This is a genomic window from Yersinia enterocolitica subsp. enterocolitica, assembly GCF_901472495.1.
GTDB classification, from domain to species: Bacteria; Pseudomonadota; Gammaproteobacteria; order Enterobacterales; family Enterobacteriaceae; genus Yersinia; species Yersinia enterocolitica.
In genome coordinates this window covers 2,882,170-2,906,701 of sequence record NZ_LR590469.1, presented here as the reverse complement: position 1 = coordinate 2,906,701, position 24,532 = coordinate 2,882,170, and the positions used below count along the sequence as shown (strand labels likewise).

The following is a 24,532-nucleotide window of genomic DNA, read 5'->3' as shown; positions in this document are numbered from 1 at the left end:
TGAATTATGAATCAGTTACTCGTAATTGAGGGTGTTTCCGTTCGTCTCGATAATTCTGGTCGTTACTGCCTGAATGACTTACATCGTGCTGCTGGCAGCGAAGAGCGTCATAAACCCAAATATTGGTATGCCATTCAACAAACCCAAGAGCTTGTACGAGAATTGACCGAGGGGGGTATTCCACCTCTGGAACAAAATCAACCGGTTAGCGTTATACGGGGCGGTAACCAACAAGGGACTTACGTTTGTAAAGAGTTGGTGTACTCATATGCCATGTGGATCAGTGCATCATTTAGTCTGAAAGTCATCCGAACGTTCGATCACGTAGTCAGCCAGCCGACCACTGCTGTAAACCCGTCAGCAGATAAAATGCAGGCCGGTGTCATTTTGTTAGAGTTTATGCGTAAAGAACTCAATCTTTCTAATTCCTCTGTTCTTGGTGCCTGCCAAAAGCTACAGCAGGCAATCGGATTACCCAATCTTGCCCCACAATATGCCATTGACGCCCCTACTGACGCTGTTGATGGTTCCAGCCGTCCAACCATGGCACTGAGTACGGTACTTAAATCTCGGTCAATCCCCATTAGGGCAACAGTGGCATTTGGTCGCCTGGCCGAACTGGGCATTGTTGAACGCCGATCCCGTCCGAGCACATCACCCAAGGCCAAAGGAGGGATTAAATACTTTTGGTCAGTGACATCAAAAGGGCTGCTTTATGGCAAGAATATCATCAGTCCGGGTAATCCACGTGAGACGCAACCACATTTTTATGAATCGAAAGTGGCTGAGCTTATTAAGTTAATGATGACGGCTAAAGCAGCATGAGGGCGCTATTAACCCCATTTATTCAGCGTGAGCTGGGCGTGGTGATATTGAAGCCAGGTGCAGATTTATTGCCGTATATGTCAGGCCGCTTGCTGGTGGCCACTGAACCGGATGAGTTTAAACTGTTGCCTGCTGGCGCGTTGCCGGTCGCCAATCAACAGCTAGCTAATGATCCGCGACTGTTGCCCTTTTTTGAACATGAACGGGTTATCAATGCTGCTGGTGGGCCTCGAGTGCTGGAGTTGTGGGTTGAACGACTGAAAGAGTGCCAGTGGCATGATCCGGATGATAGCCATGACCGTAATTTCACCATCTTGCGTTATAACCAGCGGCCGATTCGCCTGTGCTGGCATCACGACAATAAGCTGAGAGAGCAGACACTTCCTCGCCTGAACCAACTGGCGACCAATAACCTCGTCGCTTGGATGGTAGAAACCGTTCGCGGCTACTTTCGTTTTTCTGAGGGCCACCAGTTGACGTTGCCGGAGCTGTGTTGGTGGGCGGTGGTTAACGAGGTTTACGACCTGTTGCCGGATGCTATTGCTCGTTTTTCTCTACGTATGCCACCAGCAGTTATCGAAACTGGCGGCACAAAAGAGAGTGATATTACCTGGACACCTGCACCACAAGAGGTGGTTGCCAAGAAAGTGACGAAAGCCAAGCCATCAACGAAAATAGCAGTAAAACCCGCTTTGGCTCTAAAGGTTGATGCCGAGCCACCAGCAGGTTTTATGCTCAGGCCAAAACTGCGGCGCTGGGAGAACCGGAAATATCTGCAATGGGTTAAATCACAGCCTTGCTGCGGTTGTGGCAATGGCGACTGCGACCCTCACCATATCATCGGACACGGGCAGGGCGGCATGGCAACCAAGGCCCATGACCTATTCACATTCCCTTTGTGCCGTATCTGTCATGACAAATTGCATGATAACCAGCGAGCGTGGGAAGAAGAACACGGCAGTCAGATAGTTCTATTATTCCGCTTTATGGATCGTTCAATCGGTATAGGGGCTTTAGCATGAGAGATATTCAGTTAGTTCTTGAGCGCTGGGGCGGCTGGGCTGCTAATGAAGATAGTGGCGTTGGCTATTCTACTATTGCCGCTGGCTTCAAAGGGCTTTTGCCAAGTACCTCAAAAGCACGATTGTCTTGCTGTGATAATGACGGGCTGCTAGTCGATGCAGCTATAGGCCGATTAAAAAAGGCAGGGCGCAGCGAAGAGTATGATCTGATTGAGCAGCATTATAAGAAGGGGAGATCAAAGTCAGAGATTGCCAGAAAGCATAAGTGCTCAGAGGGTAAGATTCGGTTAAAACTCATGCTGGCTGAAACTTTTGTAGATGCTTGTTTGATTATGGCTGGCGCTAAGTTAGAAATGGATGAGTGGACACATAAGGCTGATAGTACAAAAACTGTATCGGATCTGTGCTGACAATGTTCTGTAGCAAAGGGGGGATAAGTATGAGCGTCGGTTAAGAGCGAAATATAGACTTTCATACCCTGAAACTTGCGCTATTAGGTGATTCAGGGTATGCGCTTACTGGTTACGAATATTGAGCGAGAATCATGCGATGATCACCGCTTTTCTTTCGAGCCAGTAAGTGCTCCACGTTTGTTAACGAATACTCAAGGCAAGCAGACAAACTGCTCTGCCAGTAGCAGAACTGCAATGAGGATCATCAGGCCACCTGAAATCCGGCTGACATTCTGCGCAGCGCGCGGACGCGTCCGGAGTACCTTGCCTGAGCCGTACCCCACAAGCAGGTAGACCACACCACAGCTGACTACATGTACCAGTCCCAGCGCGGCCATTTGCAGCGGAAGCGGCCAAGTGGCATGGACGTTGGTGAACTGGGGCAGCAGGGCTAAAAAAAGCAGAAAAACCTTCGGATTAAGCCCGCTGATGCAGAAGCCTTTAAGCGCCCACTTCAGTCGCGAACCGGCATCCTTATCCTGAATCGCTGCTGGTGATGACGGGTGGCGGAGCATGCCGATGCCGAGCCAGATAAGATAGCAAGCCCCGGCAAAAGTCAGCGCGGAAAGTATGGCCGGCGCGCTCACAATAACCGAGCCGACGCCTGCTGCCACAATGAATGTTGCGACAAGATGACCGCTCAGCATGCCGGCAACTGCTGGCATGACGCGGCGACCCCGAATGCCGGCTGAAATGGCGTAAGCCCAGTCAGCACCGGGAGTGATAACAAAAAGCACGGAAACGGCCCAGAATGCGGCAAACATACTCAGTGACATACGGCGTTATCCTCATTGACCTCATTTTTGACCGGCCATTTACCAGCGTCTAAAACTTGCATAAATTGAACCCCTTACCTGATTGATTAGTTTAATAGGAAAGAAAGAATATCGCTTTTAACGCGGAATGTGCTTTCATCTACAGCATGAAAACTTATGCTAAACGGGAGATTTTCAGGAATGGACAGAACTGATTGCAATATTCTTGCAGAGCTTCAGCAGGATGGTCGACGTTCGCTGACTGACCTTGCGGAACGGGTGGGGATAAGCTTGTCATCTTGTCAGCGGCGGGTTAAAGCGCTGGAACAAGAAGGCGTTATCAGCGGTTACCGGGCATATCTTGACCCGGCCAAATTCGGGCTAAACTTTTCAGCCATAGTTTTCGTCACTCTGCGCGAGGGAGATCGGCAGGCAGTCAGTTCCTTCGAGGCGGCAGTAAAAGAAATACCGCAAATTATTCAGGCGCAGCGTCTGTTTGGCGATCCGGATTATCTGCTTCATGTTATCACCTGGGACCTGCCGGCTTTTCAGCAACTGTATGATGAAAAACTCTCCGGTATGTCAGGGGTTCAGCGGCTTACCTCAACGCTGGTTATGAAAACGGTTGTGAAAGACCGTGTCCTGCCTGTCTGACGCTTGAGCAGTGCCTCAGCCAATCAATATTTTATAGGAAGTTTTTTTGCACTGAGAAAACGTTGTGCTCAGGATCTTTTTAAAAGTCGAATGTCCGCAGTTGGCACAGGCTGACTGTCAGCTCTGATTGAGCTCAGAGTAAGTATGAACGAATAAAAAAACATATAAAAAACTATTCGTTACGAATTTTACCCACTATTGTGATAAGAGTTGGTTGTGCAGTAGCGCTTATCCAGTCAAAGAAACCTCGCCTTTGTGTGGGGTTTATTTGCTTTAGTGCCTTTTAATAAATTGAAACCATGGTTATGATTTATTTTTTATATTTATAGGCATTGCATAATGGTATGGCAAGGAATTCCATTTATACAGGAACATATTTTTTCAAATAGTTATCTTACTATTAGTAAAGTTCCTAAAATAATTATTGATTCAGTTTTCTCGTGGGAAAGCTCTCTTATAACTATTTTGGGATCGTTAATAGCTGGTGCAATCCCTGCCATAATCGCTTGGAAAGCTATTGAAAATAGTAATAAGTTACTTAGGTCTCAAATGGAACTAGCTCAGGCTGCTGAGCGTATTAATAAGATTAGAGATTTTAGCGCACAGTATGCTGCTGGCATTGAAGCTCTATGGGCATCACTTTTAGTAAAACGTAGGCTTGTAAATGAGTCAGATTCTACATTTGATCGACAAGATTTAGCTGAAGGCTTTGAAGCGGCGAAAAAACTCGATGTATTGATTTATTCTATAATCCTTTTGATTAACATGGATCTTCCAGAGGCTAAAACTATAGAAATAAACCTAAAATCTTGTGAAGCTGCATTGCGAGATGCCCTCAATATAGGGAAAACAATGGATACAGATCAAAGACTAGGCATTGAGGAACAGTTGGATGAGTTCCTTGATAACATGCGGCTTTACCTAAAAGCTGAAATGAAAATTATTCAGAATAGCTGATTTGTAATTACCAATAGGGGTTTGTAACGAGTTTAAACAGGCACCCTTCGGTGGACCTATTGCTTTTAAAGGTATGCGGTCAGCACATTGGTAGGTGTTGACGCCGGAACCGTAACCGGCTTCAAGTAATATTATTGTGTGTGCTTATTTACAGCCACCATGTTCGGTAGGGTAAAGGCATACAGCAAAAAAGTTTCTATGAAATTTATTATTTCGGTTGCATCAGCCTCACTAAAAACTTCATCTGAGTGCACGGATGAGTTACCGTCTATTCTTATTATTTTGGCCCACTGAGCCATTTCTGGTGTGATCTTTCCGTTCTCTCGTAGCTGGAATACACGTTTTGATAAATCATTAATACTGATTCCTTCGGCAACCCCTAAATGCTTTGTTGCAAGATCTAGCGCTTTTCTTGACAGCATTACAGATGTGGAATACCTGGCACGAGCGAGGTTGTCCTTAGCCTCAAGAAATGCGTCTGCGATATTCTCAGGGACGTGCGCAGGGGCAAGGGGAATATTTTCTTGAGGGTAAACATCTACAATAACCCCATTAGTATCATCATTGGGCGAGAAATGAATATCCAGCCCGTAGTTTTGTGCGCGTTTCAAATATCCACCACCCCTGACAGTGTTTTCATCAGGGGATATTTCAGCTACGACCACCCCATTACAACTCCTGCATAAAAACACCATAGCTAGCAGTTGCTTCCGGCTAAGTACGAATTCTGACATGCATTCTAATGCTGTGTTTTCTCTAAGACAGTGAGGGCATGTGACATCTTCTAAGGAAACCATTGCCATGATTAATTTAACTCCATTTGTAGATGAGGTTGACAAGGATCTTCGGTATTCCAATCGGCCAGAATCGACATTATTCCAGCGTTATAACTCCGCATCTGCCGAAGTAAAGGAAATGATAGTACTGGCAATGATAGGAAAACTGATAGAACAGAGCAAACGACTTCAGGCTAGAAATTGAACTCCACCAAAAATAGTCGAGTAATTAAGATTTAACAAATTTTAGGGCTGCATTATTCCGTGGCCTTTTTCGTTTTAGCCCACCAGTCACCCAATCAACTCCACACACATTACTCCGCATGAGTGGTTGCACTGGTGGGCTAAATTCCTTAACTACGCGCCCAACCCGCAGAACGGGAGGGGGAGATCATGAAAATGAGCAATATCGCTTCTAATGCTTCCTACCTGGCGTCGGGTGGTAGTTTTATTTTTTGGGCTAAAGAGCTGATTGCTGGCTTCACACCTGATGAGTGGACGGTGATTGGTGTGCTTGGTTCGTTATTCTTTATGGCCCTGACATTCATGCTTAATGCTGGCGTCAAGATTTGGGATCGTCGCCACGGCTATAAACCGGATGGTGAGTGATGGCCTCGACAAAAAGCAAATTAAGTGCGGCAGTTCTGGCTCTGGTAATGGTCGCAGCACCAGCCACCATAATTCTTGATCAGCTTTTAGATGAGAAAGAGGGCAATCGGCTTGTAGCTTATCCAGATGGAAAAGGGATTTGGACTATTTGCCGTGGTGCGACTCAAGTTGATGGTAAGCCGGTAGTGAAAGGGATGAAGTTGTCAGCGGACAAATGTGCTGCGGTGAATCAGTTGGAGGCTGACAAGGCTATTAGCTGGGTTAAGAAAAATGTCCGGGTACCGCTGACTGAACCACAGATTGCCGGTATTGCTTCGTTTTGCCCCTATAACATTGGCCCAAGCAAATGCTTCACCTCCACGTTCTATAAAAAACTCAACGCTGGCGACCGCAAAGGTGCATGCGCTGAAATCAAACGCTGGGTATATGACGGCGGCAGGGATTGCAATATTCGCTCAAATAACTGTTACGGGCAGATAGAACGCCGCGCACAGGAGAGCGAACTGACCTGTTGGGGGCTGGATGAATAAATTAACCGCCGCTTTCATTGCTGTGATTGCTGCCTTACTAGTTGGCGTCGTTTACTACCACGGACAGGCAGTTACTAAAGACGCGGCCATTACCACAGTTACTGATGAGCGCGACGAGGCCCGGCGCATTCTCAATAACCAGGTACGCATGGTTAACATCATCAACGATATCGCCAAGGCCAACGAGAATGACAAACAGAAAATTGCTCAAGAGGGTGAGGCTCGCGTCGTTTACATTCGAGAGGCGATTAAAGGCGACGATTGTACTAATAAGCTTGTTCCTGTTGCCGCTGCTGACCTCTTGCGGAAACACGCAAATCAAATACGTTCAGGTGCCACAGGTACCGATACCAGCAAGCTTACTTTCTGACTGCATCCCTCCAGAAGTCCCCGAGATATTAACTTGGGGTAACAGCCTATTGCTTAATGACACGTTACTTATGGTGATAGAGCAGTGCAACGCAGATAAGGCGAGTATTCGCAAGATTGAGGAGAACAGAAATGGGTCTTAATTTACCCGGAACGGGAACATTCATTTTTCTTGGCTGCATCTGCGCCGCTGTTGGCTGGGGAGTGATTGAATTCATTCTGTGGCTGTTCAGTTTCATTCACATCAGTATTGCTTGAAATAACCAGATTGTGCAGCCCTAAAGAGTTGATCCACATCTTGCTGACAGGTAAGCCGTAAGTGGTGGCGCAACGCCGAGAGGAGTAGCAAAGCCGCGAACAAAGAACATGAAGGCTCAGTTTAACGACTGGGCCTTTTTTGTACCTGCAATATCTCGTGCCATGCCCGGCACATTTCAAAGCATAGAGTCTTACAGAAACAAGCCTTGGAGAAATGCTGGTTTAGGCCGGTAGCCGTCTCTGTGCGCTGGCGTTTCTGGGCAACGAGGCTCGTTTCTATAAGGTAACTACCGATATGAATAATCCGTCAATTATTCCTGCCTTTGATTTCCGCGATATGGTTGTCATGTCAGAAAACAAGGTGATAACCACATCGCTTAAAGTCGCTCAATATTTTGGTAAGCGGCATAAAGATGTATTAAGGGCAATTCGTAATCTGAAATGCTCCAGTGATTTCACCCAGCGCAATTTTGCGCCCATTGATTTTATTGATAAAAATGGTGATATCCAGCCAATGTACAATATCACACGCGACGGTTGCATGATGTTGGTTATGGGTTTTACAGGGAAAACTGCCACCGCTATCAAAGAGTGCTATATCAATGCGTTTAACTGGATGGCAGAACAGCTAAATCGCCGACTGTCTATCGGCGAAGAGATGCAGCATCGGTTTGCTATTAAAGAAACTCGGTCAAAACTGAAAGGCACTATTGGCAGTCGATTAATGAATGAGCGAAAGAAAGAAAAGCCCATTCTTGCTGTAGAGCACGATCACATCATGAAGATTACAGCCCCAGCGATGCTAGCCATTATGGAAGGCAAAGATTGATCACAAGTTGAGAGCCACTTTCACAAGAGGCCTAGAGTGAAAGCTAAAAAATTCCATGATTATTAATGGTATTGTGATGATACACAGACCAGCATGGGAGAATGAAATGTCACACAGCACTCTAATGAGAACCATCGTGCTTAAACATGAACAGCATGGAGATTTCAAATTCGAAATTTATCTTAGTGATAAATATTACGCCGCTGATATTCAATCTCGTAATGGAGATGGCCGGTGGGAACAATTTAAAAATGGTTATGGATTTTCCAAAGCAAATGATATCGATGAAGCGGAGGCTGGCTGCAAGATATTTATCGAAAACCTTGGTAAGTAACACTGAAACCGACTCCGGCCATTTTTTTATATCTAAGCCACTGGCCTAATAAGCCGGTGGCGTTTTTATTAGTGGCAAAGCGGAAAGAATATGAAGGCTCAGTTTAACGACTGGGCCTTTTTTATTGGCAATAAATCACCGCGCTATCGCAAGCGCAAATCACTCAGAACCTTTCAGGATGACCCTTGAGGAACCGGCTGGCTGTCGGAGCCTTCTGAGGGCCGTATTCCTGTGCGAACAAGGTTCATCTTAAAAGGTAACACCGATGACTTATCCAACCGTAGTAGTAAACGGCGTATCTGTTCGTGTTGATGAATATGGACGCTATAACCTGAATGACTTGCATGCGGCGGCTGTAGCAAATGGAGATGCGACAGAATCACAACGGCCCGGCGTATTTATTAAGAGCCAACAGGTGAAACGATTTGTTCAGGCATTAAGCGATGCAACAAAAAGTGCATCGGTCAAAGTTATAAAGGGCGGACTGAAGCAGGGAACGTGGGCGCTTGAGTTGGTAGTAATTCGATATGCTGCTTGGCTAAAACCTGAGTTTGAAATTCGCGTCTATAACACTTTTCGCGATGCAGTGATAAACGGACTGGGTGCGATGAATAGGCTTAATCGCCTGGACTTAATCATTAACACTGAAGTTAAAGAGATAAGCTCCTGCGCCAGAAAGATGAATGGTTGGGGAGTAGGCGGACGTAAGCGGTTATTGCTTACCGCAAGAGAACGTCTCGTAGAAAGCATTGATCCTGATATGGTAGCAATCATGGAAGGCAAAGACTGATCACAAGTTGAGAGCCACGATAATACCTATTATATAAAATAATTTAATAACTACTTGGTTAGTTAAATTATACACTTATCCACGTTGACCAATTGGTCAACAAAAACAGTGGTTTACAATTAATTTCCCTCGTGAGATTGTATTTCTGACTTAACTACATTCGAGGCGAAAATGACTGAATTATCTGCGTTAGCAAAAGAGCTTGGTATCACTGAGGAAGATCTGGAAGAAATGGATCTCAATCCAGAAGATTTGGGTGAGGATTATGGTAATTCAGGAGAAATGCTTTATTCATATTATTTTAAAGTACCTGAGTCGACACCAGAGCATGTGCTTAAAGATAAAGGATGGAAAGTCGGAGAAACAGTTTATGTTTCTATAAATACATTTGATGAACCTGATCATTATGACGAAACCGAGTAATGAGTGAATTTATTTAATTTAAACCTCACCTCCATTCCTCAAAGATGCTTAGCATCTGAGAGATAATCGAGATTGCTAAAAAGCATATAGAAGATACCTGAGAAGAGATAAACCTCGTGATAGTTTCACCGACCAACAACAAGCCACTGGCCTTATAAGCCGGTGGTTTTTCTTTTGGAGCAACGCTATGAAGTTAAATGCAGAGTTACTTGTAATACGCGGAGTTATTTCCTCACTTGATGAGCAACAACAAGCCAAGGTGGCTGAGTGCCATAAACACCTAAAAAATACTGTCGATGAATACAAAGGTGAAGATGAGGTTCTCATCGCTCTTACTCTTCTTATGGCTGAGATTAGCGCGGAGCTTGAGTAAATAAATAGGTGAGCTTGAATATGGCCACTCTCAAAGATTTATCCAATCAGCTACAGGCGATAAAAAAACAGATCCCCTTTGCTGCTGCTCAGGCGCTAACAAGTGTTGCACGCCAGATTGCCGCCGCTCAAAAAGTGGGTATGCAGCGTAATCTGGATAATCCGACCCCTTTCACCGTTAATTCTGTCGGCTCGTTTGGTGCCCGCAAGGACCGATTACAGGCCAAAGTATTTGTGCGTGATATTGCTGCCAGTTATCTCGAACCGTTCGAGTTCGGCGGTCAGCACAAGCTTAATGGTCAGGCGCTACTTAACCCTAAGAACATTAAGTTGAATAAGTTCGGCAACTTAGCCCGCAATAAAACGCAGCAGCTCAAGGCTAAAGAAAATGTCTTTGTGGGGGAGGTGAATGGCGTTAGTGGTTTCTTTCAGCGTAAGAAAGGCAAGAAGAGCAAAAAGGCTAAGAAGCGTCAGAAGCGCTCTCCTAACGGGGTGCATAGAGCCAGGCAGAAGCAGAGAGCGCCTAAGCTACTGATTCAGTTTGGTGATGCATTGGCGGTTAAAACAACGCTTGGATACTTCGACCGGGCGAATGCAATGGCACAGGCTTTAATGCCCGGTGCATTAAGTCAGGCAATCGAGCAGGCATTGAAGACAGCGAAATGATGTTATTTAGTCATTTAATTTGATCCATATGGAAACTTTATTTTCATGAACTAGGCTAAAGGTGCTGATTTTTTCAGCGCGCCTATTTCACTTAAATTAAGAGATAATTCAATGACTAAGTATTATGTAAACAGTAAAAAGCAAGATAATGGAGATAACGAAGTACACACTGCTGAGTGTAGGTTTTTACCTTCATCCGATAACCGTGTATATCTGGGGGAATTTTCTTCTTGTAGTCCCGCTGTTACAGCAGCAAAAGATAAAGGCTACCATGCAAATGGTTGCATACATTGCTGCAAGCCGTGTCACACCTCTTAGATAATATTTGTGAGCCGTTTAATTACGGCTCTTTACACTTTTTCTGATATCTATTAGAAAGATGCTTAGTTGATTAACAGTTATTTTCCCTTAGTATTTTTTTGGGTCCTTCCTGCGACTTTTCTAATGTACGGGCATTGCGCGCCGTGCAGTTTTACCAGCTATAAATTTTTCATTTTGTGTCCCATGTCCCACGCGCATAGTTATGCAAATGCAACCGTCAGCCCTTACGCAGCGCGGTTGTAGCTGTTTTTCTGCGTGGGACATTTTAGATGGGACACAAAAAAATGTCCCACGTAAATGTCCCACGGCAATGTCCCATGTCCCACAGAGGCAATTTTCACCATGAGCACAATGACGCAGATTGATTATGCCAAGCATGCAGGTGTGGATCGGAAGACGGTGAGCCGCTGGATAAAGGCGGGAAAATATATTGTTCTTGATGGTGATCTGGTCAACGTTGAGGAAAGTGATAAAGCGATGGCGACTTTACGCGACAGCAAAGATCCCCGCACTAAAAACGCCAGCAAGAATAAGCCCGTAAAAGTTACCGCTGTCGATACTGATGACAATACTAATACGGCCGTCAAAGAGATCATGCTGGCCAATGGTGTCGAATGGACACGAGAAGAAGCCAGCAGAGTAAAAGAGAATTACCTGGCGCTATTAACCAAGTTGGAGTTTGAGAAAGAAGACGGGCAGCTGGTGGAACTAACGGCCGCAGAAGATATTTTGTTTAGCGCTTTTCGTGAACAACGCGACGCCTGGATGAACTGGCCGTCAAGGGTGGCTCCTTTGATGGCGGCTGACTTGGATGTTCCTGCCGACAGAATGACCGAGGTGTTATTAGCATATGTCCACAAACACATCTCTGGCCTCGGCGAACCTGAGTTTAACGCAGAGCAAACATGACCGGTTACTTCGCAGCGTTCGCAAGGGATGGACACCACCACCGCGCATTAGCGTACCTGACTGGGCTGACCGCTACCGTAAACTGGCAAAAGAGGCGGGGAGTACATCAGGAAATTGGGAAACCACCACGGTAGAGATTGCCCGTGGCCCGATGTTGGCGGCGACGGAATCAGGGGTGCATATCATCACCGTGATGTGCTGCACCCAGTTGATGAAAACAGCATTGCTGGAAAATCTGTTTGGTTACTTTGCGCATCTCGATCCCTGTCCAATGTTGTTATTACAACCCAAAGAAGACGCCGCCGAGCAATTTTCGAAAGAACGAATTACTCCCTTAGTCAGGGTGACACCGGCACTTCGCCAGTTGGTGGGCGGTAACAAACAGAAAAATTCAAAAGAGACATTGCTATACAAATCCTTTACCGGTGGGTTTCTGGCACTGGCGGGGGCCGGTAGCCCAGATAACCTTGCCCGTCGCCCGATCCGTGTATTGCTGGCCGATGAGGTAGATAAGTATCCAATCACCCGTGAGGGTGACCCGATAACGCTGGCAGAAGAACGCACCGCGACCTTTGGTCTGAATTGGCTATCTGTCCGGGCCTGCTCTCCGACCGTTGAAGATGAAAGCCGAATAGCGGCCAGCTATGAAGAGTCGGATCAGCGTCGGGCATCGATAGCATGTCCACACTGTGGTCACCGCCAATTCCCTGATTTCTTCAAGCATGTTCACTGGCCATCAGAGGGAGACAAGCACCATACAAAATTAGCCATGATCCACTGTGAAAGCTGTGGTTCTGGCTGGTCAGAGGGTGACCGGCTAAGAGCGTTACGCACCATCCAATGGCATCAGACCAAGCCATTTGAATGTTGCGACCAGCGCCATGTACCGCTAAATGCTTATGAGCAAGCCTGGCATGTTGATGATCAGACGGCGCTGGGTGTTGTATGGCGCTGGTCTGAATCTGAGCGCCACGCGGTGCATCGGGCAGTTTGTCCCATTTGCGGTAAGTTGGGGGTTGATAATATCCACGCCGGTTTTCAGGCCTCCAAGTTATTCAGCCCGTGGCAGAAAGATAAACCGTCTGATATCGCTGCTAAATACCTTAAAGCCAAGGGTGATCCGGATAAGGAGCTAGCCTGGTGGAATACCCAGATGGGCCTGCCTCATCGACCCAACTACGGTAAACGTCTGCCAGTAGATGAACTGCTGGCGCGAAGAGAAGTATTTGATGCTGAAATACCCGAAGGTGTTGCCGTCCTGACCGCAGGTATTGATACCCAGGCTGACCGGTTAGAAATTGAAGTGGTGGGTTGGGGTAAAGATGAGGAGAGCTGGTCTGTGGCGTTTGACGTTATTGAGGGTGATCTTGAAACGGCTGAACCCTGGCTCAGGCTCGATGCTTATCTCAAGCAAATCTGGCGGCGCTCGGATGGTCGAGGTTTTACCATCATGGCGGCCTGTCATGACTCCGGTGGCAACCACACACAAAAGGTCTATGAGTTTGCCAAAGAACGTCTGGCTCGGCGGATATGGGCCATCAAAGGGGAGTCAGCTACTGGTGGTAAGCGCTCTCCTATTTGGCCTAACAAACGGCCGACCTCAAAGAATCGGTCGCAGTTCCGCCCGGTCATTATTGGGGTGAACTCGGCAAAAGACTCCATCCGCGCCCGTCTTCATCTGGATAAGCCCGGCCCCGGTTATATGCATTTTTCAACCGATCGGGATATGGGCTATTTCAGCCAGTTAACCGCTGAACGGCTGGTGATGAAAGAGGCGGCGGGGCAGCGTTACAGCGTATGGGAATTACCTCACGGCAAGGCTAACGAAGCGCTGGACTGTCGGGTTTATGCCTACGCAGCGCTGGCGGGTTTGTTCCATTTGGGCCTGAAATTAAACACCCGTGCAATGCTGATTGAATCCGAACCCGATAAAGTTTTGCATCCTGCTCGTTTTGAATCAGAAGAAAAAACCAGCCTGCGCCTACCGGGGGCCATTATTCAGGAAGCTGAACCTCCTACCACAAAAAGCATCGCCAGCCGATTGGCATAAGGATTTCTATGTTCCATGCAAACACCAGCCTGCTGGCCGGTGCGATGAGTCGTGCCCAATTGCAAGAAGCATTAAACCGTGCGCAGCAAGCCTATATCGAATTATCCACGGGTTCAAAAGGCGTCTCTTTCTCCTATGCGCAAGGGGATGGTACTCGCTCAGTGACCTATCAGCCGACTGATATCGGTCAACTGATGGGATTAATTCAACTTCTTCAGGCCCAGCTAGGCATCGTTAAACATCCCCGTAGGGCGTTAAGGTTTCGTTATTGATGAAAAACCCAGTAAGGATTTTAGGTCCTGACGGTCGCCCCTTGCCGCCATCCCAATCAAGGGTATCAATGCTAAATGGCTCCAGTGGTGTTCCCTATGACGCTGCTGATCAATTCAGTGACACTATGGCTAACTGGCAACCATCACTATGGTCACCAGACAACGAAATTAATCCCTCCCGTAATCAGGTTGTTGCTCGTGTTCGTGACATGGTGCGCAATGATGGTTGGGCCTCGGGCAGCGTGACCCGCATTTTGGATAATGCCGTGGGGGCGTCTTTTCGTCCGCTTGCCAAAGTCGATTATCGAACTCTGGCGCTGATGACTGGCAATCCTCAATTTGACGCGAAATGGGCGGATGAATATGGACGGGCCATTGAATCAGGCTGGCGAATTTGGGCGAATGACCCAAACCGTTATTGTGATGTGGAAAGAAAGAAAACCGTCGCGCAACTACTGCGGCTTGGTTTCCGCCACAAGCTGACTGACGGTGACGCGCTCTGTGTGATGCAATATCGACCTGACCGCCTTGGCTATGGTCGGGCGCAGTATGCCACGACCATGCAAATCATTGATCCCGACCGGCTAAGCAATCCGCAAGAGAAATTCGACATGCCGAATATTCGCGGTGGGATAGAAATTGATGAGGATGGTGTCCCTATTGCTTATCACATCCGCAAAGCTCATATCGGTGACTGGTGGAGCGGTAAAGAAACCATGACCTGGGAGCGCATCCAGCGTGAAACTGACTGGGGCCGCCCCATCGTTATTCATGACTTTGATAGCGATCGGGCCTCCCAGCATCGCGGTATCAGTATTTTCACTCCCATCGTCCAGCGCCTGAAAATGCTGATTAAGTACGATGAAGTGGAATTGCAGTCATCAATCCTGAACTCCATTTTCGCTGCTTTCATCACGTCGCCTTATGACCCCGGTCTGGTTGCAGAATCTCTCGATACGGGTGATGACGTGATTAAGTATCAGAAAATGCGTCGGGAATATCACGACGAAAAACGCCTTTCATTACAAGGTGGTGCACGTATTCCGATACTGGCACCCGGTGAAAGTATGACCGCGCTTAATGCGGTTCGACCAACCAGTAACTTTGTCGCCTTTGAAAGTGCCGCGCTGAGAAATGTTGCGGCGTCATTGGGGATATCTACTCAGCAACTGACTCAAGACTGGTCCGATGTTAACTACAGTTCCGCGCGTTCCGCCATGCTGGAAGCGTGGAAAACGCTGACCCGCCGCCGCGATGACTTTGCGGCAGGGTTCGCTCAGCCCATCTTGTCGTGCTTTATCGAAGAATTACATGACTTAGGTGAGGTTCCTTTACCTGCTGGCGCACCTGATTTTCTCGCGGCGAAAGCGGCATATTGCCGTGCTCAATGGATGGGGCCAGGGCGGGGCTGGGTTGATCCGGTGGCTGAGAAGAAAGGGGCCATTCTTGGCATGGAAGCCGGACTCTCTACTCTCGAAATGGAGGCGGCTGAAAACGTGGGTGAAGACTGGGAGGAATTGCTGGATCAGCGCCAGCGAGAACGTGAGGCATATATTGAACGTGGATTGCCGATCCCTACATGGTTGCAAGCTGAAACCTTTGCACCCGATCAGCCTACAGCCAACCAACAACAAAAATCGGAGGCACCGTGAATCTTCCACATTTAGCCCAGCGACTGTTTAACACCCCGTTGGCACTTCATCCGCACAAGGCTGAAGTCGTTATGGCGGCGTTGACTGACCGGTTCGGCCTGACGCGCATTCAGTCGAATGCCGATTGGGCCGACGAAGAGGATGATTTCTTTTCACGCAAGGGTCGTGATTGTGGTTATGACGTCATCGAGGGCATAGCAGTTATTCCGATTCAGGGCACGCTGGTGCAAAAGTTAGGCACCTTGCGACCCTACAGCGGCATGACCGGCTATGACGGTATTCGCGCCAGCTTTCTGACTGCAATCAATGATGATGCTGTTAAGGGCATTTGTTTTGATATCGATTCACCGGGCGGAGAAGTCGCCGGCTGTTTTGATTTGGTTGATGAAATTTATGCTGCCCGTGGCGCTAAACCCATTTGGTCAATCCTGTCCGAAAATGCCTATTCAGCCGCTTATGCACTGGCCAGTGCCGCAGATCGGATTATCGTCCCGCGCACCGGGGGGGTTGGCTCTATCGGCGTCATCGTGATGCATGTTGACTGGTCACAGCGCATAAAAAGCGATGGGGTACAGGTCACGATCATCACTTTTGGCAGCAGAAAAGCTGAATCAAATCCCTACGAAGCATTAAGCGAAGAGGCAAAGAAGTCCATTCAGTCTGATGTTGACGAGATGGGTCGCTTGTTCGTGAATACCGTTTCCCGCAATCGCGGGATAGCAGAGAGAACCATCAGAGACACCGAGGCGGCATGTTTCTTAGCGGCTGATGGTGTGCAGTTGGGGCTGGCTGATCAAGTTGCCCCGCCTGATGTCGCATTCCGCGATTTATTAACATTGGTTGGAGAAAGATAATGGCGAAAATTAAAGGTTTTTCACACCTGTTTGGTCGAGGGGCCAAAGCAACAGAAGAGACTGAGGACGATAAGGACAAGGCCAAAAAAGCCAAAGGTCGTCAGGCTGAAGAGGATGAAAAAGATCCTGAAGCCGAAGAGAGTGATGACGACTCAAACGATAATCCTGATGATCAGGATAATAAGGACCCTGATGCTGAGGACGACAGCGATGATGCTGACGCGGATGAAGGGAGTGACGATGACGGTGATGATGACACCGAAGACCGTAACGTTAAAAAGGGGCGTCGTGCTGAGCGTAACCGTTGTGCGCGTATTTTCGGTAGTAAGCATGCTACCGGGCGCGGTGATTTAGCGGTCTCTCTGGCACTCAATTCTGGCATGAGTTCCGCCGCCGTGATCCGGGTGCTTGCCTCCACTACCGCTACAGCACCGGCATCTGCCAGCGCTCCGCGCAAACGCTCGTTGGATGAACGGATGCAGGCAGTAGGTAATGCTCAACCCGGTCAGGACGCCGTTGCAGCATCAAAAGGTGCATCAATGGTCACTAGAATGACCAGTCTCTATGACTCAGCAAAAGGTAAAAAATAATGGATAACTTCGGCCAAAATGCATTTCAACCGGGCATGCGCTCATCGTTGTTTATGCCAGACCAGTTAGTCTCTGGGACATTACAACTGGTCACTGATACTGGCGTTATTGCTCAGGCGGCTACGATACATTTGCGGGGCACAGTGCTGGGTAAAATTACGGCATCAGGTGAGTACGTCAAGTCTGTTAAGACCGCCACCGATGGCAGTGAGGTTCCGGTCGCCATCCTCGTTGATGATGTGGATACGACAACAACATCTCAGCGCGGAGGCGTTTATTTGATGGGGCAATTCAATCAAAACCGCATTATTCATGATGCTTCATGGACGCTGGCTGAATTAAAAACCGATCTACGGACCTACTCAATCTTCCTCGAAGACAGTATCCAGGCTCCAGTCTAAAACCTAAATTCCTTACTTTGCACCCAATGCCATTCACCTGGTAGGGGCTTACTCGTCCTCAATCTTTGTCTGGCGGCTCTGGCTGCCAGAAAATCAAAAGAGATACTACATGAATATTTTTGATACCAACGCGTTGGTTCAGGTTGTTCCTAACCTAAAAACTAGCCAAAACTGGCTACTGGATCGCTTCTTTCCCAACATCGTTACCTATGAGACTGAAGAGGTTTCAATTGATGTGGACATTGGTAAGCGCCGCCTGGCACCTTTTGTATCGCCGTTAGTCGCTGGGCATTTGGTTGAAAGCCGAAAATATCAGACCAATACCTTTAAGCCTGCTTACATTAAAGATGTGCGGGTTCCAGATCTGCGCAAACCAATCCGCCGTCAAATGGGCGAACGTATTGGGGGGGAGTTCACCGCGACTGAACGTGAGATGCTCAATATTCAATTTGAAATGGAAGATCAAATTGACATGATCAACCGTCGTTTGGAATGGATGGCGGCCAGTGCACTGACTAAAGCAAAAATCATGGTCGTGGGTGAAGGGTTTGAAACGGCTGAGATTGACTTTGGCCGCTCAAGTTCTTTGACGATTACGCTGAGTGGGTCAGATAAATGGCCTTTATCTGTCGCCGCCGGTGCAACCAATACCCAGCCATCAGATGATATTGAAGATTGGCAGACGCTGATGTTGAAAGAGTCAGGTGCGGTGGCCACGGATTTGGTATTTACCACCTCTTCCTGGAAAGCATTCCGGCTGGATACCACCATTAAAGACAATGCCATCACGTTCCCGGCATTGAGTCCGTTTGGTAATCAGGTTGATGCGGGGCCGCGCGTCAATAAAGGCGCGGTTTATAAAGGTCGCTGGGGCAACTTTGATTTGTGGCTGTATAACGATTGGTTTATTGACCCTGTTGATGGCATTGAAAAGCCGATGATCCCCAATGGTGCCGTATTGATGTCAGGTGCTGACCTGATGGGCACTCGTGCCTTTGGTGTCATTCTGGACCCTGCATTTAATTATGGGCCTCTGGCTTTTGCACCTAAATCATGGGTTATGCCCGATCCCGCGCAACGTTACCTGTTGATGCAATCTGCTCCGCTGGTCATTCCAAGCCGGGTAAATGCCTCCCTTTGTGCAACGGTGGTGTGATATGGCTAAAACTTCAGGTAAGCAGCAAGCCAGCATTAGCGAACTGGGCGGCTTGCCGCCTGAGTTCGAAGCTGACACCCCGCAGGAACAGATTGTTGCGACGGATAACAGCGAAACGCAGCCTGATCCTGAGGTAAAAAAAGAGACATCAACGAGTGAGGAACCACCTAAAACACCTGAGATATCAGATGATCAGAACAAAGTTTCTGGTGAGTCTGAGACTCAGGAAAAAACCACAGAGAGTGAGCTGGGGAGTGATGACCCAGCGGATGACTCTGACGAGATGGAACTGGTGGTGGTAAAAGGCCAGACCCTGCGTCATAGCGGGAAAACTTATGCGGAGAATAGCCGTTTATTCCTGCCGTGTAGCGACGCCAGTCGGTTGATTGATTTGGGGGTGGTTGCTGATGTGAAAGCGTTACGGCAACAGGAAGCGCGCATTTCTGGCCCCTCAATCACCGTCGATGATGGTGTGAAGATAAATCGAGGTAGCTGATGGGTATCAACTGGGATCAGCATCTTCTCGCACCCTTGCATTCGGTGTTTGGTGACCCGGTTGATTACCGCCCCCAAGGTGGTAAGCCAACTTATACCATCAGCGGCATCTTTGATCGGGCCTATACGACCATCAACACGCTGGATGACGGTAGCACCATTAACACCACCAACCCCGTTTTAGGGGTAAGGGATAGCGAGTTTCATTCACCCCCCAAACAAGGGGACCGGGTATTTATTGGCATTGTTGCTAATGAGCCGGTCAATACCTTGTTTGCTGTAGCGGATGTCCAGCCGGATAGCCATGGCGGGAGCAAACTCATTCTTAATCGAGTGAAAACATGAATACAGCGCAAATAAGGCAACTGGTTGTTACTGCTATCAAGGGGAATACAGATGCAGAGACTCGCGTCTATTCCCCGCGTGACTGGCCGACCACTGAGGATATGTATCCGGTTATTTTGGTGCAAACCCTTATCGAGGAAAAGCAGTCATTAGGCCGTAACGCTCCCCAATTCAATACCATCACCACCGTGCGCATTACAGGCCGGTTGCAGGAGTTGGACGGTGAGAATGAGAATGACGGGGCGAACAAGGCAGAATTGGCACTCGAGCGATTGCGAGAACAAATTGAACGAGCGGTAATCAACAGTTACGACCTTACACGCCAAATACAGCAGTTTGCCCGAGTTCGCTCAACCATTGATCTGGATTCGAGTGGTGAAGGCCATCTGGCTCAATTATTGATGGAACTGGATATCGAGTATTACCAGGGGCCGGAAGATTTCTATCCCATTAATGCCGACAGATTAGACGGTATAGATGTCACGATCGCCATGCCAGATGGCACCACCGAACCTGTGGTTTCAATAGACCTTTCGGAGTAAATCCCATGCATGTTAAACCCGTAGCCGGTCGCGCTGTACGTGACCCGGTTAAGGGCACCTTTTTGCCTGAATCTGGCACAGAGGTTCCCGATAATTCATTTTGGCGTCGTCGCTTAAACGACGGTGATGTGGTGCGCGAACAACCTAAAGAGGTTAAACCTGCGCCAGAAGCAACCAAAGCGGAGAAAACCAAATAATGACTATTCCCTTTACTAACATTCCGAGCAATCTTCGGACACCGCTTTTCTTCGCTGAATTTGATAACTCACAGGCGAACACGGCGACAACGACGCAGCGAACTTTAATCATTGGACAGATGTTGGATTCAGGCTCGTTACCTGCGGATATTCCGGTACTGGTTTCCTCAGTGGCCACCGTCGCGGGACAATGTGGTGCGGGTTCAATGTTGCATGGGCAGATGGCGGCTTATCTGGCCAATGATATTGCTGGTGAGGTTTATATTTTGCCGTTGGCTGATACCGAGGCAATGGTTGCTGCAACAGGCAAAATCACATTAACCACTCCCGCATCGGCTACGGGGGTGATCTCATTGTATATAGCGGGCATCCGGGTGCAGGTTGCTGTTGTTGCCACCGATGACATTGCTTCGGTTGCTGCGGCGCTGACCGCCGCCATCAATGCGGCTACGGTTTTGCCGGTGACGGCTACCGTGACTGCGGGGGTGATTACCTTAACCGCTAAAAACAAAGGTGCCCACGGTAACACGATTGATTTGCGGCTGAATTATCTGGGCGGTGCTGGCGGCGAAACTACGCCGGATAGCCTGGTGCTGACATTTACACCCATGGCGGGCGGCGCGGGCGCACCTGAACTGGATGATGCCTTGGCTAATTTGCAGGATCGAACCTTTGATTTCATCATTAACCCGTACACTGACACGGATTCATTGAATAAAATCAAAGAGTTTCTGTCAGACAGTACCGGTCGCTGGAGCTATGCAGAGCAGTTGTACGGTCACAGCTTCGCTGCTCAATCGGGGACTTATGGCCAACTGACAGCCGCAGGCGAATTGCGTAATGATCAGCATGCTTCTCTGTTGGGAGTAAATGGCTCGCCAACACCGAGTTATATCTGGTCAGCGGCTTATGTTGGCGCTATTGCGCAAAGTCTGCGTAACGACCCCGGACGCCCGTTACAAACTTTGGCAATCAGTGGTGTACTGGCTCCCCCGCTGGCCAGCCGCTTTACCCTGACCGAGCGTAATAACCTGCTGCACAGTGGGATCTCTACCGTGACAGTTACCGACGATGGCACAGTACAGGTAGAAAACATCATCACCACCTATCAAAAGAACAAGTATGGCGCGGAAGATGACAGCTATTTGCAGATTGAGACTTTGTTCTTATTGATGTTTGTCACTCGCTACCTACGAACTCAGGTGACCTCGAAGTTTGCTCGCATGAAGTTGGCTGCCGATGGTACCCGCTTTGCCCCAGGCTCGGCCATCATCACGCCGAATATTATTCGTGCCGAGCTGATTGCTCAGTATCAGACACTGGAATTTAATGGCTATGTGCAGGATGCCAAAGGGTTTGCCAAGGGATTGATTGTCGAAAAGAGCGCCAGCAACCCTAATCGAGTTGATGTGCTGTGGACGGGAGTCCTGATCAATCAGTTGCGTATCTTCGCCGTTCTTAACCAATTCCGCCTTCAGGCATCCGCATAAGGACTCATTATCATGGGTGATACATCCAATCGCCTCGCGGGGACAGCTTATGTCACCGTTGACGGCCTGACTATCATGGTTGCGGGGCAATTCAAATACAGCCCCTCAAAATACAAGCGTGAAACCCTGACGGGAATGGATGGGGTGCACGGTTACAAAGAAACCTTTAATGCCCCGTTTATTTCCTGCCAAATCCGTGACGGTGGCGGCACGTCGATCAGCGATTTTAACGATCAGACCAATGTCAATATTGTCTGTGAGCTGGCCAATGGTAAAACGATTATCGGCAGTGGTATGTGGTCGGTAAATACCCAAGAAGTGGATAGCACTGAAGCGACTGCTGATATTCGCTGGGAAGGGGGTTCTGTATCGGTGACGGAGAACTAAGATGTCTGAATTAGAACGCACTAAAACAATTACGTTGGTTAAGCCTATTTCTCATGAAGCCACTAAAACCACTTATGAGGCTATCGAACTCAGTGAACCGATATTGATTCAGGTTCAGCAGTTTTATGACGAGCAAGCTAAATCAGGGGCACTCAGTGCGATGGGGTTACTCATTTCTTTGGTGTCTAATGTACCGCGTGAAGCCATCAAAAAAATGGCTTTCACCGACTACAAAGTCTGTGAGGTCTACATGATGAGTTTTTTAGCCTACTCCCCCCAGGCGGAGAATGGGGTAACGAACTAGCGGATGTGACTTATTACTATGGGTGGGGGCCAGCAGATGCCTGGTCCCTGACCTATAGCCGATTACAGTGGTGGTATCAGCAGGCTAATCGGATAAATCAAATTAAGGTGAGTAGTCATGGCTAATGCTTTTGATTTTGAACTGGTGGCCAACGATCAGGTAACGGCGACTATCCATCGTATTGACGAGGCAGTAAAGAAGCTGGTTCCTCAGTTGGATAAAACCCGCGATGGTTTAAAACTTGGTGGGCAAGAGTCAGTCGAAGGTCTGGATAGTATCAACGATAAACTACAAGGAATGGGACAGTTTGCTCGTGAAGGCGTCCAGTTTATCGGTGATCTGGTACCACCGTTGAAGATGGTCGGGGAGTTAGGCGGTAAGGCGCTAAAGTTTGGCGGTATAGCGGCGGCTGGTGGATATGTCATCCACGGGCTAGCTAAAGGTTTGGGCGAGGCTGCGGGTAACGCCTATCAACTGGATACGGCGGCAAAAAATGCCGGTATGTCAGTTGATAATTTTAGCCGGATCAGCGGCGCAATGCAGATTTTAGGGGCGGATAGCGATTCGGCACGTCAGTCTGTTGAGGGGCTATACAAGACGTTTAATGATCCGTTATGGGCGCGTAACGATGTGGCTCAGGAGTTATTGGCTCGGAACGGAGTGGTTATTGAACGCCTTAAAGATGGCACGGCAGATGTCTATAAGACGCTGGACAACGTGGCCAAGATATTCCCTAAACTGTCGCCCCAGACGCAAAAAACATTGGCTGATGCCTTAGGCTTGGATGAAAACCTGCTGACTTTAATGCGCGAAGGCTCCAGATATAAAGATCTGTTGGCAAAGGCTGATAAATTCGGTTTAACGGTTGACCCCCAAACCAATGCACAACTCACCGAACTGGATCGCCAATTATCTGAGGTGAGTGCTGCCTGGGATGGGTTAAAGCAGCGTGGTCAGAATAAGTTCTACGGTGCTATTTTGTCAGATGGTTCAGTTAAAGACGGAATAGAAGGTGTCACTGATATAGTCACTAACGGTATTGACAGTATTTCAGTTGCGCACTTTTTAGGGCTAAACAGGGGAAAAGAAGCGGATCAGTTACGCCGTGGTTATAACGACCCCGAATTTTATAAAAAACTGAGTGAATGGGATAAGGTTGGCTCAGATTACGGAATAATGACTGATGGTTACCGTAAAAAGTATGAGCAACATTATGGCCCCGGAGATGAGCAAGAAAAACAAAATCTGGTAGCCCCAGTCAATATGCCTTATATGCCTTTTAGTGAAGATCAGCAGCAGGCGAGACTAAAACAGTTAGAGTCGCAGTATAACCTTCCCACCACAATTCTTGATCGTGTCTATCAGGCGGAGTCCGGTCGGGGGAAAAATCTCTTATCGCCAAAAGGTGCACAGGGGCCATTCCAGTTTATGCCGCCAACGGGTAGAGATTATGGCTTAAACTCGATGGATGACCGCATGGACTTCAATAAATCCAGCGAAGCGGCCGCAAAATATCTGGCAGATCTACTCAAAGATTTTGATGGTGATGTGAATAAGGCGGTAGCTTCCTACAATTGGGGGCAGAATAACGTCAAGAAACATGGATTAGGAAAAGCACCCACTGAAACGCGTAACTATCTCCAGAAGATTATGCCGGGCTTACCCGCCATTCACCCTCAGCAAGGCGAGTTAACTACCGGCCTCTCGGATATTAACGCATTACCTCCAACATCTATAAACGGTCCACAACAAAGCTATGTTGGTGGTGCTGATCAGATTGCCAGCGCTATCGCCCAAGCTATGAGAGATAACAAAGCAGAGGTAGAACTGACGATTATTGATAGTAGAACGGGTGAACGTCGGGTTATTGCTGGGAATCAAAGTGGAAAGGTGGCAACTTCCATGAACTATCCATAACCTGATAGTATGTGAAAAATACAATTTTA

34 protein-coding genes are annotated in these 24,532 nt (G+C 48.0%); 32 read left to right on the top strand and 2 right to left on the bottom strand.

The genetic code is table 11. From position 1 onward, the window contains the following. Positions 1–6: 6 nt before the first annotated feature. Genes FGL26_RS13880 through FGL26_RS13870 form a run of 3 tightly spaced genes read left to right on the top strand, consistent with a single transcriptional unit; the run spans position 7 to position 2,257 of the window. The gene (locus FGL26_RS13880) at positions 7–825 is read left to right on the top strand and encodes a KilA-N domain-containing protein (RefSeq protein ID WP_005174506.1); all 819 of its coding nucleotides are present in this window, start codon (positions 7–9) and stop codon (positions 823–825) included. Then, positions 822–1,847 (top strand): DUF968 domain-containing protein, encoded by a 1,026-nt coding sequence (locus FGL26_RS13875; protein WP_005174503.1) that lies wholly within the window; start codon positions 822–824, stop codon positions 1,845–1,847. Before FGL26_RS13880 ends, FGL26_RS13875 begins: the two co-directional genes overlap by 4 nt. Then, on the top strand, positions 1,844–2,257 hold the full coding sequence (locus FGL26_RS13870; protein ID WP_005174501.1) for an antiterminator Q family protein: 414 nt from the start codon (positions 1,844–1,846) through the stop codon (positions 2,255–2,257). The genes FGL26_RS13875 and FGL26_RS13870 overlap by 4 nt, the downstream gene beginning before the upstream one ends. A gap of 194 nt (positions 2,258–2,451) precedes the next feature. Here the strand turns inward: FGL26_RS13870 and FGL26_RS13865 are convergent, their stop codons facing one another. Next, positions 2,452–3,075: a LysE family translocator gene (locus tag FGL26_RS13865; protein WP_005174496.1), complete on the bottom strand. Its 624-nt coding sequence runs from the start codon at positions 3,073–3,075 to the stop codon at positions 2,452–2,454. A gap of 180 nt (positions 3,076–3,255) precedes the next feature. On the opposite strand from FGL26_RS13865, the gene FGL26_RS13860 reads away from it, so the two are divergent. Together FGL26_RS13860 and FGL26_RS13855 are read left to right on the top strand one after the other, a co-directional pair. Then, on the top strand, positions 3,256–3,708 hold the full coding sequence (locus tag FGL26_RS13860; protein ID WP_005174495.1) for an Lrp/AsnC family transcriptional regulator: 453 nt from the start codon (positions 3,256–3,258) through the stop codon (positions 3,706–3,708). Positions 3,709–4,047: 339 nt separating this feature from the next. Further along, the gene (locus FGL26_RS13855; RefSeq protein ID WP_005174494.1) at positions 4,048–4,665 is read left to right on the top strand and encodes a hypothetical protein; all 618 of its coding nucleotides are present in this window, start codon (positions 4,048–4,050) and stop codon (positions 4,663–4,665) included. Between the two features lie 131 nt (positions 4,666–4,796). On the opposite strand, the gene FGL26_RS13850 is transcribed toward FGL26_RS13855, so the two are convergent. Further along, positions 4,797–5,468 (bottom strand): DUF4145 domain-containing protein, encoded by a 672-nt coding sequence (locus tag FGL26_RS13850; RefSeq protein WP_005174493.1) that lies wholly within the window; start codon positions 5,466–5,468, stop codon positions 4,797–4,799. A gap of 366 nt (positions 5,469–5,834) precedes the next feature. On the opposite strand from FGL26_RS13850, the gene FGL26_RS13840 reads away from it, so the two are divergent. From FGL26_RS13840 to FGL26_RS13715, 27 genes are all read left to right on the top strand, one after another. Then, a complete protein-coding gene (locus FGL26_RS13840) occupies positions 5,835–6,050 on the top strand; it encodes a phage holin (RefSeq protein ID WP_005174491.1) in 216 nt (71 codons plus the stop codon). Then, complete coding sequence (locus FGL26_RS13835) at positions 6,050–6,580, top strand: lysozyme (protein ID WP_005174486.1); 531 nt, start codon at positions 6,050–6,052, stop codon at positions 6,578–6,580. Before FGL26_RS13840 ends, FGL26_RS13835 begins: the two co-directional genes overlap by 1 nt. Beyond that, positions 6,573–6,950, top strand: a complete 378-nt coding sequence (locus tag FGL26_RS21480) for a hypothetical protein (RefSeq protein WP_005174484.1) — start codon at positions 6,573–6,575, stop codon at positions 6,948–6,950. Before FGL26_RS13835 ends, FGL26_RS21480 begins: the two co-directional genes overlap by 8 nt. After that, the gene (lysC, locus tag FGL26_RS21970; protein WP_423252191.1) at positions 6,913–7,092 is read left to right on the top strand and encodes an Rz1-like lysis system protein LysC; all 180 of its coding nucleotides are present in this window, start codon (positions 6,913–6,915) and stop codon (positions 7,090–7,092) included. Before FGL26_RS21480 ends, lysC begins: the two co-directional genes overlap by 38 nt. Continuing rightward, positions 7,082–7,207: a hypothetical protein gene (locus FGL26_RS21785; protein WP_255265353.1), complete on the top strand. Its 126-nt coding sequence runs from the start codon at positions 7,082–7,084 to the stop codon at positions 7,205–7,207. Before lysC ends, FGL26_RS21785 begins: the two co-directional genes overlap by 11 nt. A 295-nt stretch (positions 7,208–7,502) precedes the next feature. Continuing rightward, positions 7,503–8,036, top strand: a complete 534-nt coding sequence (locus tag FGL26_RS13825; RefSeq protein WP_005174482.1) for a Rha family transcriptional regulator — start codon at positions 7,503–7,505, stop codon at positions 8,034–8,036. A gap of 106 nt (positions 8,037–8,142) precedes the next feature. After that, positions 8,143–8,370: a hypothetical protein gene (locus FGL26_RS13820; RefSeq protein ID WP_127891292.1), complete on the top strand. Its 228-nt coding sequence runs from the start codon at positions 8,143–8,145 to the stop codon at positions 8,368–8,370. A 265-nt stretch (positions 8,371–8,635) separates the two neighbouring features. After that, a complete protein-coding gene (locus tag FGL26_RS13815; protein WP_005174478.1) occupies positions 8,636–9,160 on the top strand; it encodes a KilA-N domain-containing protein in 525 nt (174 codons plus the stop codon). Positions 9,161–9,331: 171 nt separating this feature from the next. Further along, entirely contained in the window at positions 9,332–9,583 is a 252-nt protein-coding gene (locus FGL26_RS13810; protein WP_005174476.1) for a hypothetical protein, read from the top strand. 187 nt (positions 9,584–9,770) lie between these two features. Continuing rightward, a complete protein-coding gene (locus FGL26_RS13805; protein WP_005174474.1) occupies positions 9,771–9,956 on the top strand; it encodes a hypothetical protein in 186 nt (61 codons plus the stop codon). Positions 9,957–9,976: 20 nt separating this feature from the next. Then, the gene (locus tag FGL26_RS13800) at positions 9,977–10,621 is read left to right on the top strand and encodes a hypothetical protein (RefSeq protein ID WP_005174473.1); all 645 of its coding nucleotides are present in this window, start codon (positions 9,977–9,979) and stop codon (positions 10,619–10,621) included. Between the two features lie 663 nt (positions 10,622–11,284). Then, positions 11,285–11,851: a hypothetical protein gene (locus FGL26_RS13790; protein WP_005174472.1), complete on the top strand. Its 567-nt coding sequence runs from the start codon at positions 11,285–11,287 to the stop codon at positions 11,849–11,851. Then, complete coding sequence (locus FGL26_RS13785) at positions 11,793–13,901, top strand: phage terminase large subunit family protein (protein ID WP_005174471.1); 2,109 nt, start codon at positions 11,793–11,795, stop codon at positions 13,899–13,901. The genes FGL26_RS13790 and FGL26_RS13785 overlap by 59 nt, the downstream gene beginning before the upstream one ends. An 8-nt stretch (positions 13,902–13,909) precedes the next feature. Continuing rightward, positions 13,910–14,173 (top strand): gpW family head-tail joining protein, encoded by a 264-nt coding sequence (gene gpW, locus FGL26_RS13780; RefSeq protein WP_005174469.1) that lies wholly within the window; start codon positions 13,910–13,912, stop codon positions 14,171–14,173. After that, positions 14,173–15,825, top strand: coding sequence for a phage portal protein (locus tag FGL26_RS13775; protein ID WP_227746655.1), 1,653 nt, complete (start codon positions 14,173–14,175; stop codon positions 15,823–15,825). The genes gpW and FGL26_RS13775 overlap by 1 nt, the downstream gene beginning before the upstream one ends. Further along, a complete protein-coding gene (locus tag FGL26_RS13770; RefSeq protein WP_005174465.1) occupies positions 15,822–16,679 on the top strand; it encodes a S49 family peptidase in 858 nt (285 codons plus the stop codon). Before FGL26_RS13775 ends, FGL26_RS13770 begins: the two co-directional genes overlap by 4 nt. Then, positions 16,679–17,269: a hypothetical protein gene (locus FGL26_RS13765; protein ID WP_005174463.1), complete on the top strand. Its 591-nt coding sequence runs from the start codon at positions 16,679–16,681 to the stop codon at positions 17,267–17,269. The genes FGL26_RS13770 and FGL26_RS13765 overlap by 1 nt, the downstream gene beginning before the upstream one ends. After that, a complete protein-coding gene (locus FGL26_RS13760) occupies positions 17,269–17,670 on the top strand; it encodes a head decoration protein (protein ID WP_005174461.1) in 402 nt (133 codons plus the stop codon). The genes FGL26_RS13765 and FGL26_RS13760 overlap by 1 nt, the downstream gene beginning before the upstream one ends. 109 nt (positions 17,671–17,779) lie before the next feature. Then, entirely contained in the window at positions 17,780–18,826 is a 1,047-nt protein-coding gene (locus tag FGL26_RS13755) for a major capsid protein (RefSeq protein ID WP_005174459.1), read from the top strand. A gap of 1 nt (position 18,827) precedes the next feature. Continuing rightward, entirely contained in the window at positions 18,828–19,322 is a 495-nt protein-coding gene (locus FGL26_RS13750) for a hypothetical protein (RefSeq protein WP_005174457.1), read from the top strand. After that, a complete protein-coding gene (locus FGL26_RS13745) occupies positions 19,322–19,666 on the top strand; it encodes a head-tail joining protein (protein WP_005174454.1) in 345 nt (114 codons plus the stop codon). The genes FGL26_RS13750 and FGL26_RS13745 overlap by 1 nt, the downstream gene beginning before the upstream one ends. Continuing rightward, complete coding sequence (locus FGL26_RS13740; RefSeq protein ID WP_005174451.1) at positions 19,663–20,208, top strand: hypothetical protein; 546 nt, start codon at positions 19,663–19,665, stop codon at positions 20,206–20,208. The genes FGL26_RS13745 and FGL26_RS13740 overlap by 4 nt, the downstream gene beginning before the upstream one ends. A 5-nt stretch (positions 20,209–20,213) precedes the next feature. Beyond that, complete coding sequence (locus FGL26_RS13735) at positions 20,214–20,405, top strand: DUF2635 domain-containing protein (RefSeq protein ID WP_005174449.1); 192 nt, start codon at positions 20,214–20,216, stop codon at positions 20,403–20,405. Further along, positions 20,405–21,895 (top strand): phage tail sheath subtilisin-like domain-containing protein, encoded by a 1,491-nt coding sequence (locus tag FGL26_RS13730; RefSeq protein ID WP_005174446.1) that lies wholly within the window; start codon positions 20,405–20,407, stop codon positions 21,893–21,895. Before FGL26_RS13735 ends, FGL26_RS13730 begins: the two co-directional genes overlap by 1 nt. A 12-nt stretch (positions 21,896–21,907) precedes the next feature. Further along, positions 21,908–22,282: a phage tail tube protein gene (locus FGL26_RS13725; RefSeq protein WP_005174443.1), complete on the top strand. Its 375-nt coding sequence runs from the start codon at positions 21,908–21,910 to the stop codon at positions 22,280–22,282. A gap of 1 nt (position 22,283) precedes the next feature. Further along, positions 22,284–22,586, top strand: coding sequence for a phage tail assembly protein (locus FGL26_RS13720; protein WP_005174440.1), 303 nt, complete (start codon positions 22,284–22,286; stop codon positions 22,584–22,586). A gap of 117 nt (positions 22,587–22,703) precedes the next feature. Continuing rightward, a complete protein-coding gene (locus FGL26_RS13715; protein ID WP_005174437.1) occupies positions 22,704–24,503 on the top strand; it encodes a transglycosylase SLT domain-containing protein in 1,800 nt (599 codons plus the stop codon). The last annotated feature ends 29 nt before the right edge of the window (positions 24,504–24,532 follow it).

What these genes read in the sequence shown, in the direction of transcription:
- FGL26_RS13735 (WP_005174449.1), top strand. Translation starts at nt 20,214, where the DNA reads ATGCATGTTAAACCCGTAGCCGGTCGCGCTGTACGTGACCCGGTTAAG.
- FGL26_RS13805 (WP_005174474.1), top strand. Translation starts at nt 9,771, where the DNA reads ATGAAGTTAAATGCAGAGTTACTTGTAATACGCGGAGTTATTTCCTCA.
- FGL26_RS13730 (WP_005174446.1), top strand. Translation starts at nt 20,405, where the DNA reads ATGACTATTCCCTTTACTAACATTCCGAGCAATCTTCGGACACCGCTT.
- FGL26_RS13870 (WP_005174501.1), top strand. Translation starts at nt 1,844, where the DNA reads ATGAGAGATATTCAGTTAGTTCTTGAGCGCTGGGGCGGCTGGGCTGCT.
- FGL26_RS13725 (WP_005174443.1), top strand. Translation starts at nt 21,908, where the DNA reads ATGGGTGATACATCCAATCGCCTCGCGGGGACAGCTTATGTCACCGTT.
- FGL26_RS13840 (WP_005174491.1), top strand. Translation starts at nt 5,835, where the DNA reads ATGAAAATGAGCAATATCGCTTCTAATGCTTCCTACCTGGCGTCGGGT.
- FGL26_RS13800 (WP_005174473.1), top strand. Translation starts at nt 9,977, where the DNA reads ATGGCCACTCTCAAAGATTTATCCAATCAGCTACAGGCGATAAAAAAA.
- FGL26_RS13745 (WP_005174454.1), top strand. Translation starts at nt 19,322, where the DNA reads ATGGGTATCAACTGGGATCAGCATCTTCTCGCACCCTTGCATTCGGTG.
- FGL26_RS13820 (WP_127891292.1), top strand. Translation starts at nt 8,143, where the DNA reads ATGTCACACAGCACTCTAATGAGAACCATCGTGCTTAAACATGAACAG.
- FGL26_RS13825 (WP_005174482.1), top strand. Translation starts at nt 7,503, where the DNA reads ATGAATAATCCGTCAATTATTCCTGCCTTTGATTTCCGCGATATGGTT.
- FGL26_RS13855 (WP_005174494.1), top strand. Translation starts at nt 4,048, where the DNA reads ATGGTATGGCAAGGAATTCCATTTATACAGGAACATATTTTTTCAAAT.
- FGL26_RS21480 (WP_005174484.1), top strand. Translation starts at nt 6,573, where the DNA reads ATGAATAAATTAACCGCCGCTTTCATTGCTGTGATTGCTGCCTTACTA.
- FGL26_RS13760 (WP_005174461.1), top strand. Translation starts at nt 17,269, where the DNA reads ATGGATAACTTCGGCCAAAATGCATTTCAACCGGGCATGCGCTCATCG.
- FGL26_RS13765 (WP_005174463.1), top strand. Translation starts at nt 16,679, where the DNA reads ATGGCGAAAATTAAAGGTTTTTCACACCTGTTTGGTCGAGGGGCCAAA.
- FGL26_RS13810 (WP_005174476.1), top strand. Translation starts at nt 9,332, where the DNA reads ATGACTGAATTATCTGCGTTAGCAAAAGAGCTTGGTATCACTGAGGAA.
- FGL26_RS13775 (WP_227746655.1), top strand. Translation starts at nt 14,173, where the DNA reads ATGAAAAACCCAGTAAGGATTTTAGGTCCTGACGGTCGCCCCTTGCCG.
- FGL26_RS13835 (WP_005174486.1), top strand. Translation starts at nt 6,050, where the DNA reads ATGGCCTCGACAAAAAGCAAATTAAGTGCGGCAGTTCTGGCTCTGGTA.
- FGL26_RS13815 (WP_005174478.1), top strand. Translation starts at nt 8,636, where the DNA reads ATGACTTATCCAACCGTAGTAGTAAACGGCGTATCTGTTCGTGTTGAT.
- gpW (WP_005174469.1), top strand. Translation starts at nt 13,910, where the DNA reads ATGTTCCATGCAAACACCAGCCTGCTGGCCGGTGCGATGAGTCGTGCC.
- FGL26_RS13785 (WP_005174471.1), top strand. Translation starts at nt 11,793, where the DNA reads ATGTCCACAAACACATCTCTGGCCTCGGCGAACCTGAGTTTAACGCAG.
- FGL26_RS13850 (WP_005174493.1), bottom strand. Translation starts at nt 5,468, where the DNA reads ATGGCAATGGTTTCCTTAGAAGATGTCACATGCCCTCACTGTCTTAGA.
- FGL26_RS13750 (WP_005174457.1), top strand. Translation starts at nt 18,828, where the DNA reads ATGGCTAAAACTTCAGGTAAGCAGCAAGCCAGCATTAGCGAACTGGGC.
- FGL26_RS13880 (WP_005174506.1), top strand. Translation starts at nt 7, where the DNA reads ATGAATCAGTTACTCGTAATTGAGGGTGTTTCCGTTCGTCTCGATAAT.
- FGL26_RS13875 (WP_005174503.1), top strand. Translation starts at nt 822, where the DNA reads ATGAGGGCGCTATTAACCCCATTTATTCAGCGTGAGCTGGGCGTGGTG.
- FGL26_RS13865 (WP_005174496.1), bottom strand. Translation starts at nt 3,075, where the DNA reads ATGTCACTGAGTATGTTTGCCGCATTCTGGGCCGTTTCCGTGCTTTTT.
- FGL26_RS13715 (WP_005174437.1), top strand. Translation starts at nt 22,704, where the DNA reads ATGGCTAATGCTTTTGATTTTGAACTGGTGGCCAACGATCAGGTAACG.
- FGL26_RS13755 (WP_005174459.1), top strand. Translation starts at nt 17,780, where the DNA reads ATGAATATTTTTGATACCAACGCGTTGGTTCAGGTTGTTCCTAACCTA.
- FGL26_RS13860 (WP_005174495.1), top strand. Translation starts at nt 3,256, where the DNA reads ATGGACAGAACTGATTGCAATATTCTTGCAGAGCTTCAGCAGGATGGT.
- FGL26_RS13740 (WP_005174451.1), top strand. Translation starts at nt 19,663, where the DNA reads ATGAATACAGCGCAAATAAGGCAACTGGTTGTTACTGCTATCAAGGGG.
- FGL26_RS13790 (WP_005174472.1), top strand. Translation starts at nt 11,285, where the DNA reads ATGAGCACAATGACGCAGATTGATTATGCCAAGCATGCAGGTGTGGAT.
- FGL26_RS21785 (WP_255265353.1), top strand. Translation starts at nt 7,082, where the DNA reads ATGGGTCTTAATTTACCCGGAACGGGAACATTCATTTTTCTTGGCTGC.
- FGL26_RS13720 (WP_005174440.1), top strand. Translation starts at nt 22,284, where the DNA reads ATGTCTGAATTAGAACGCACTAAAACAATTACGTTGGTTAAGCCTATT.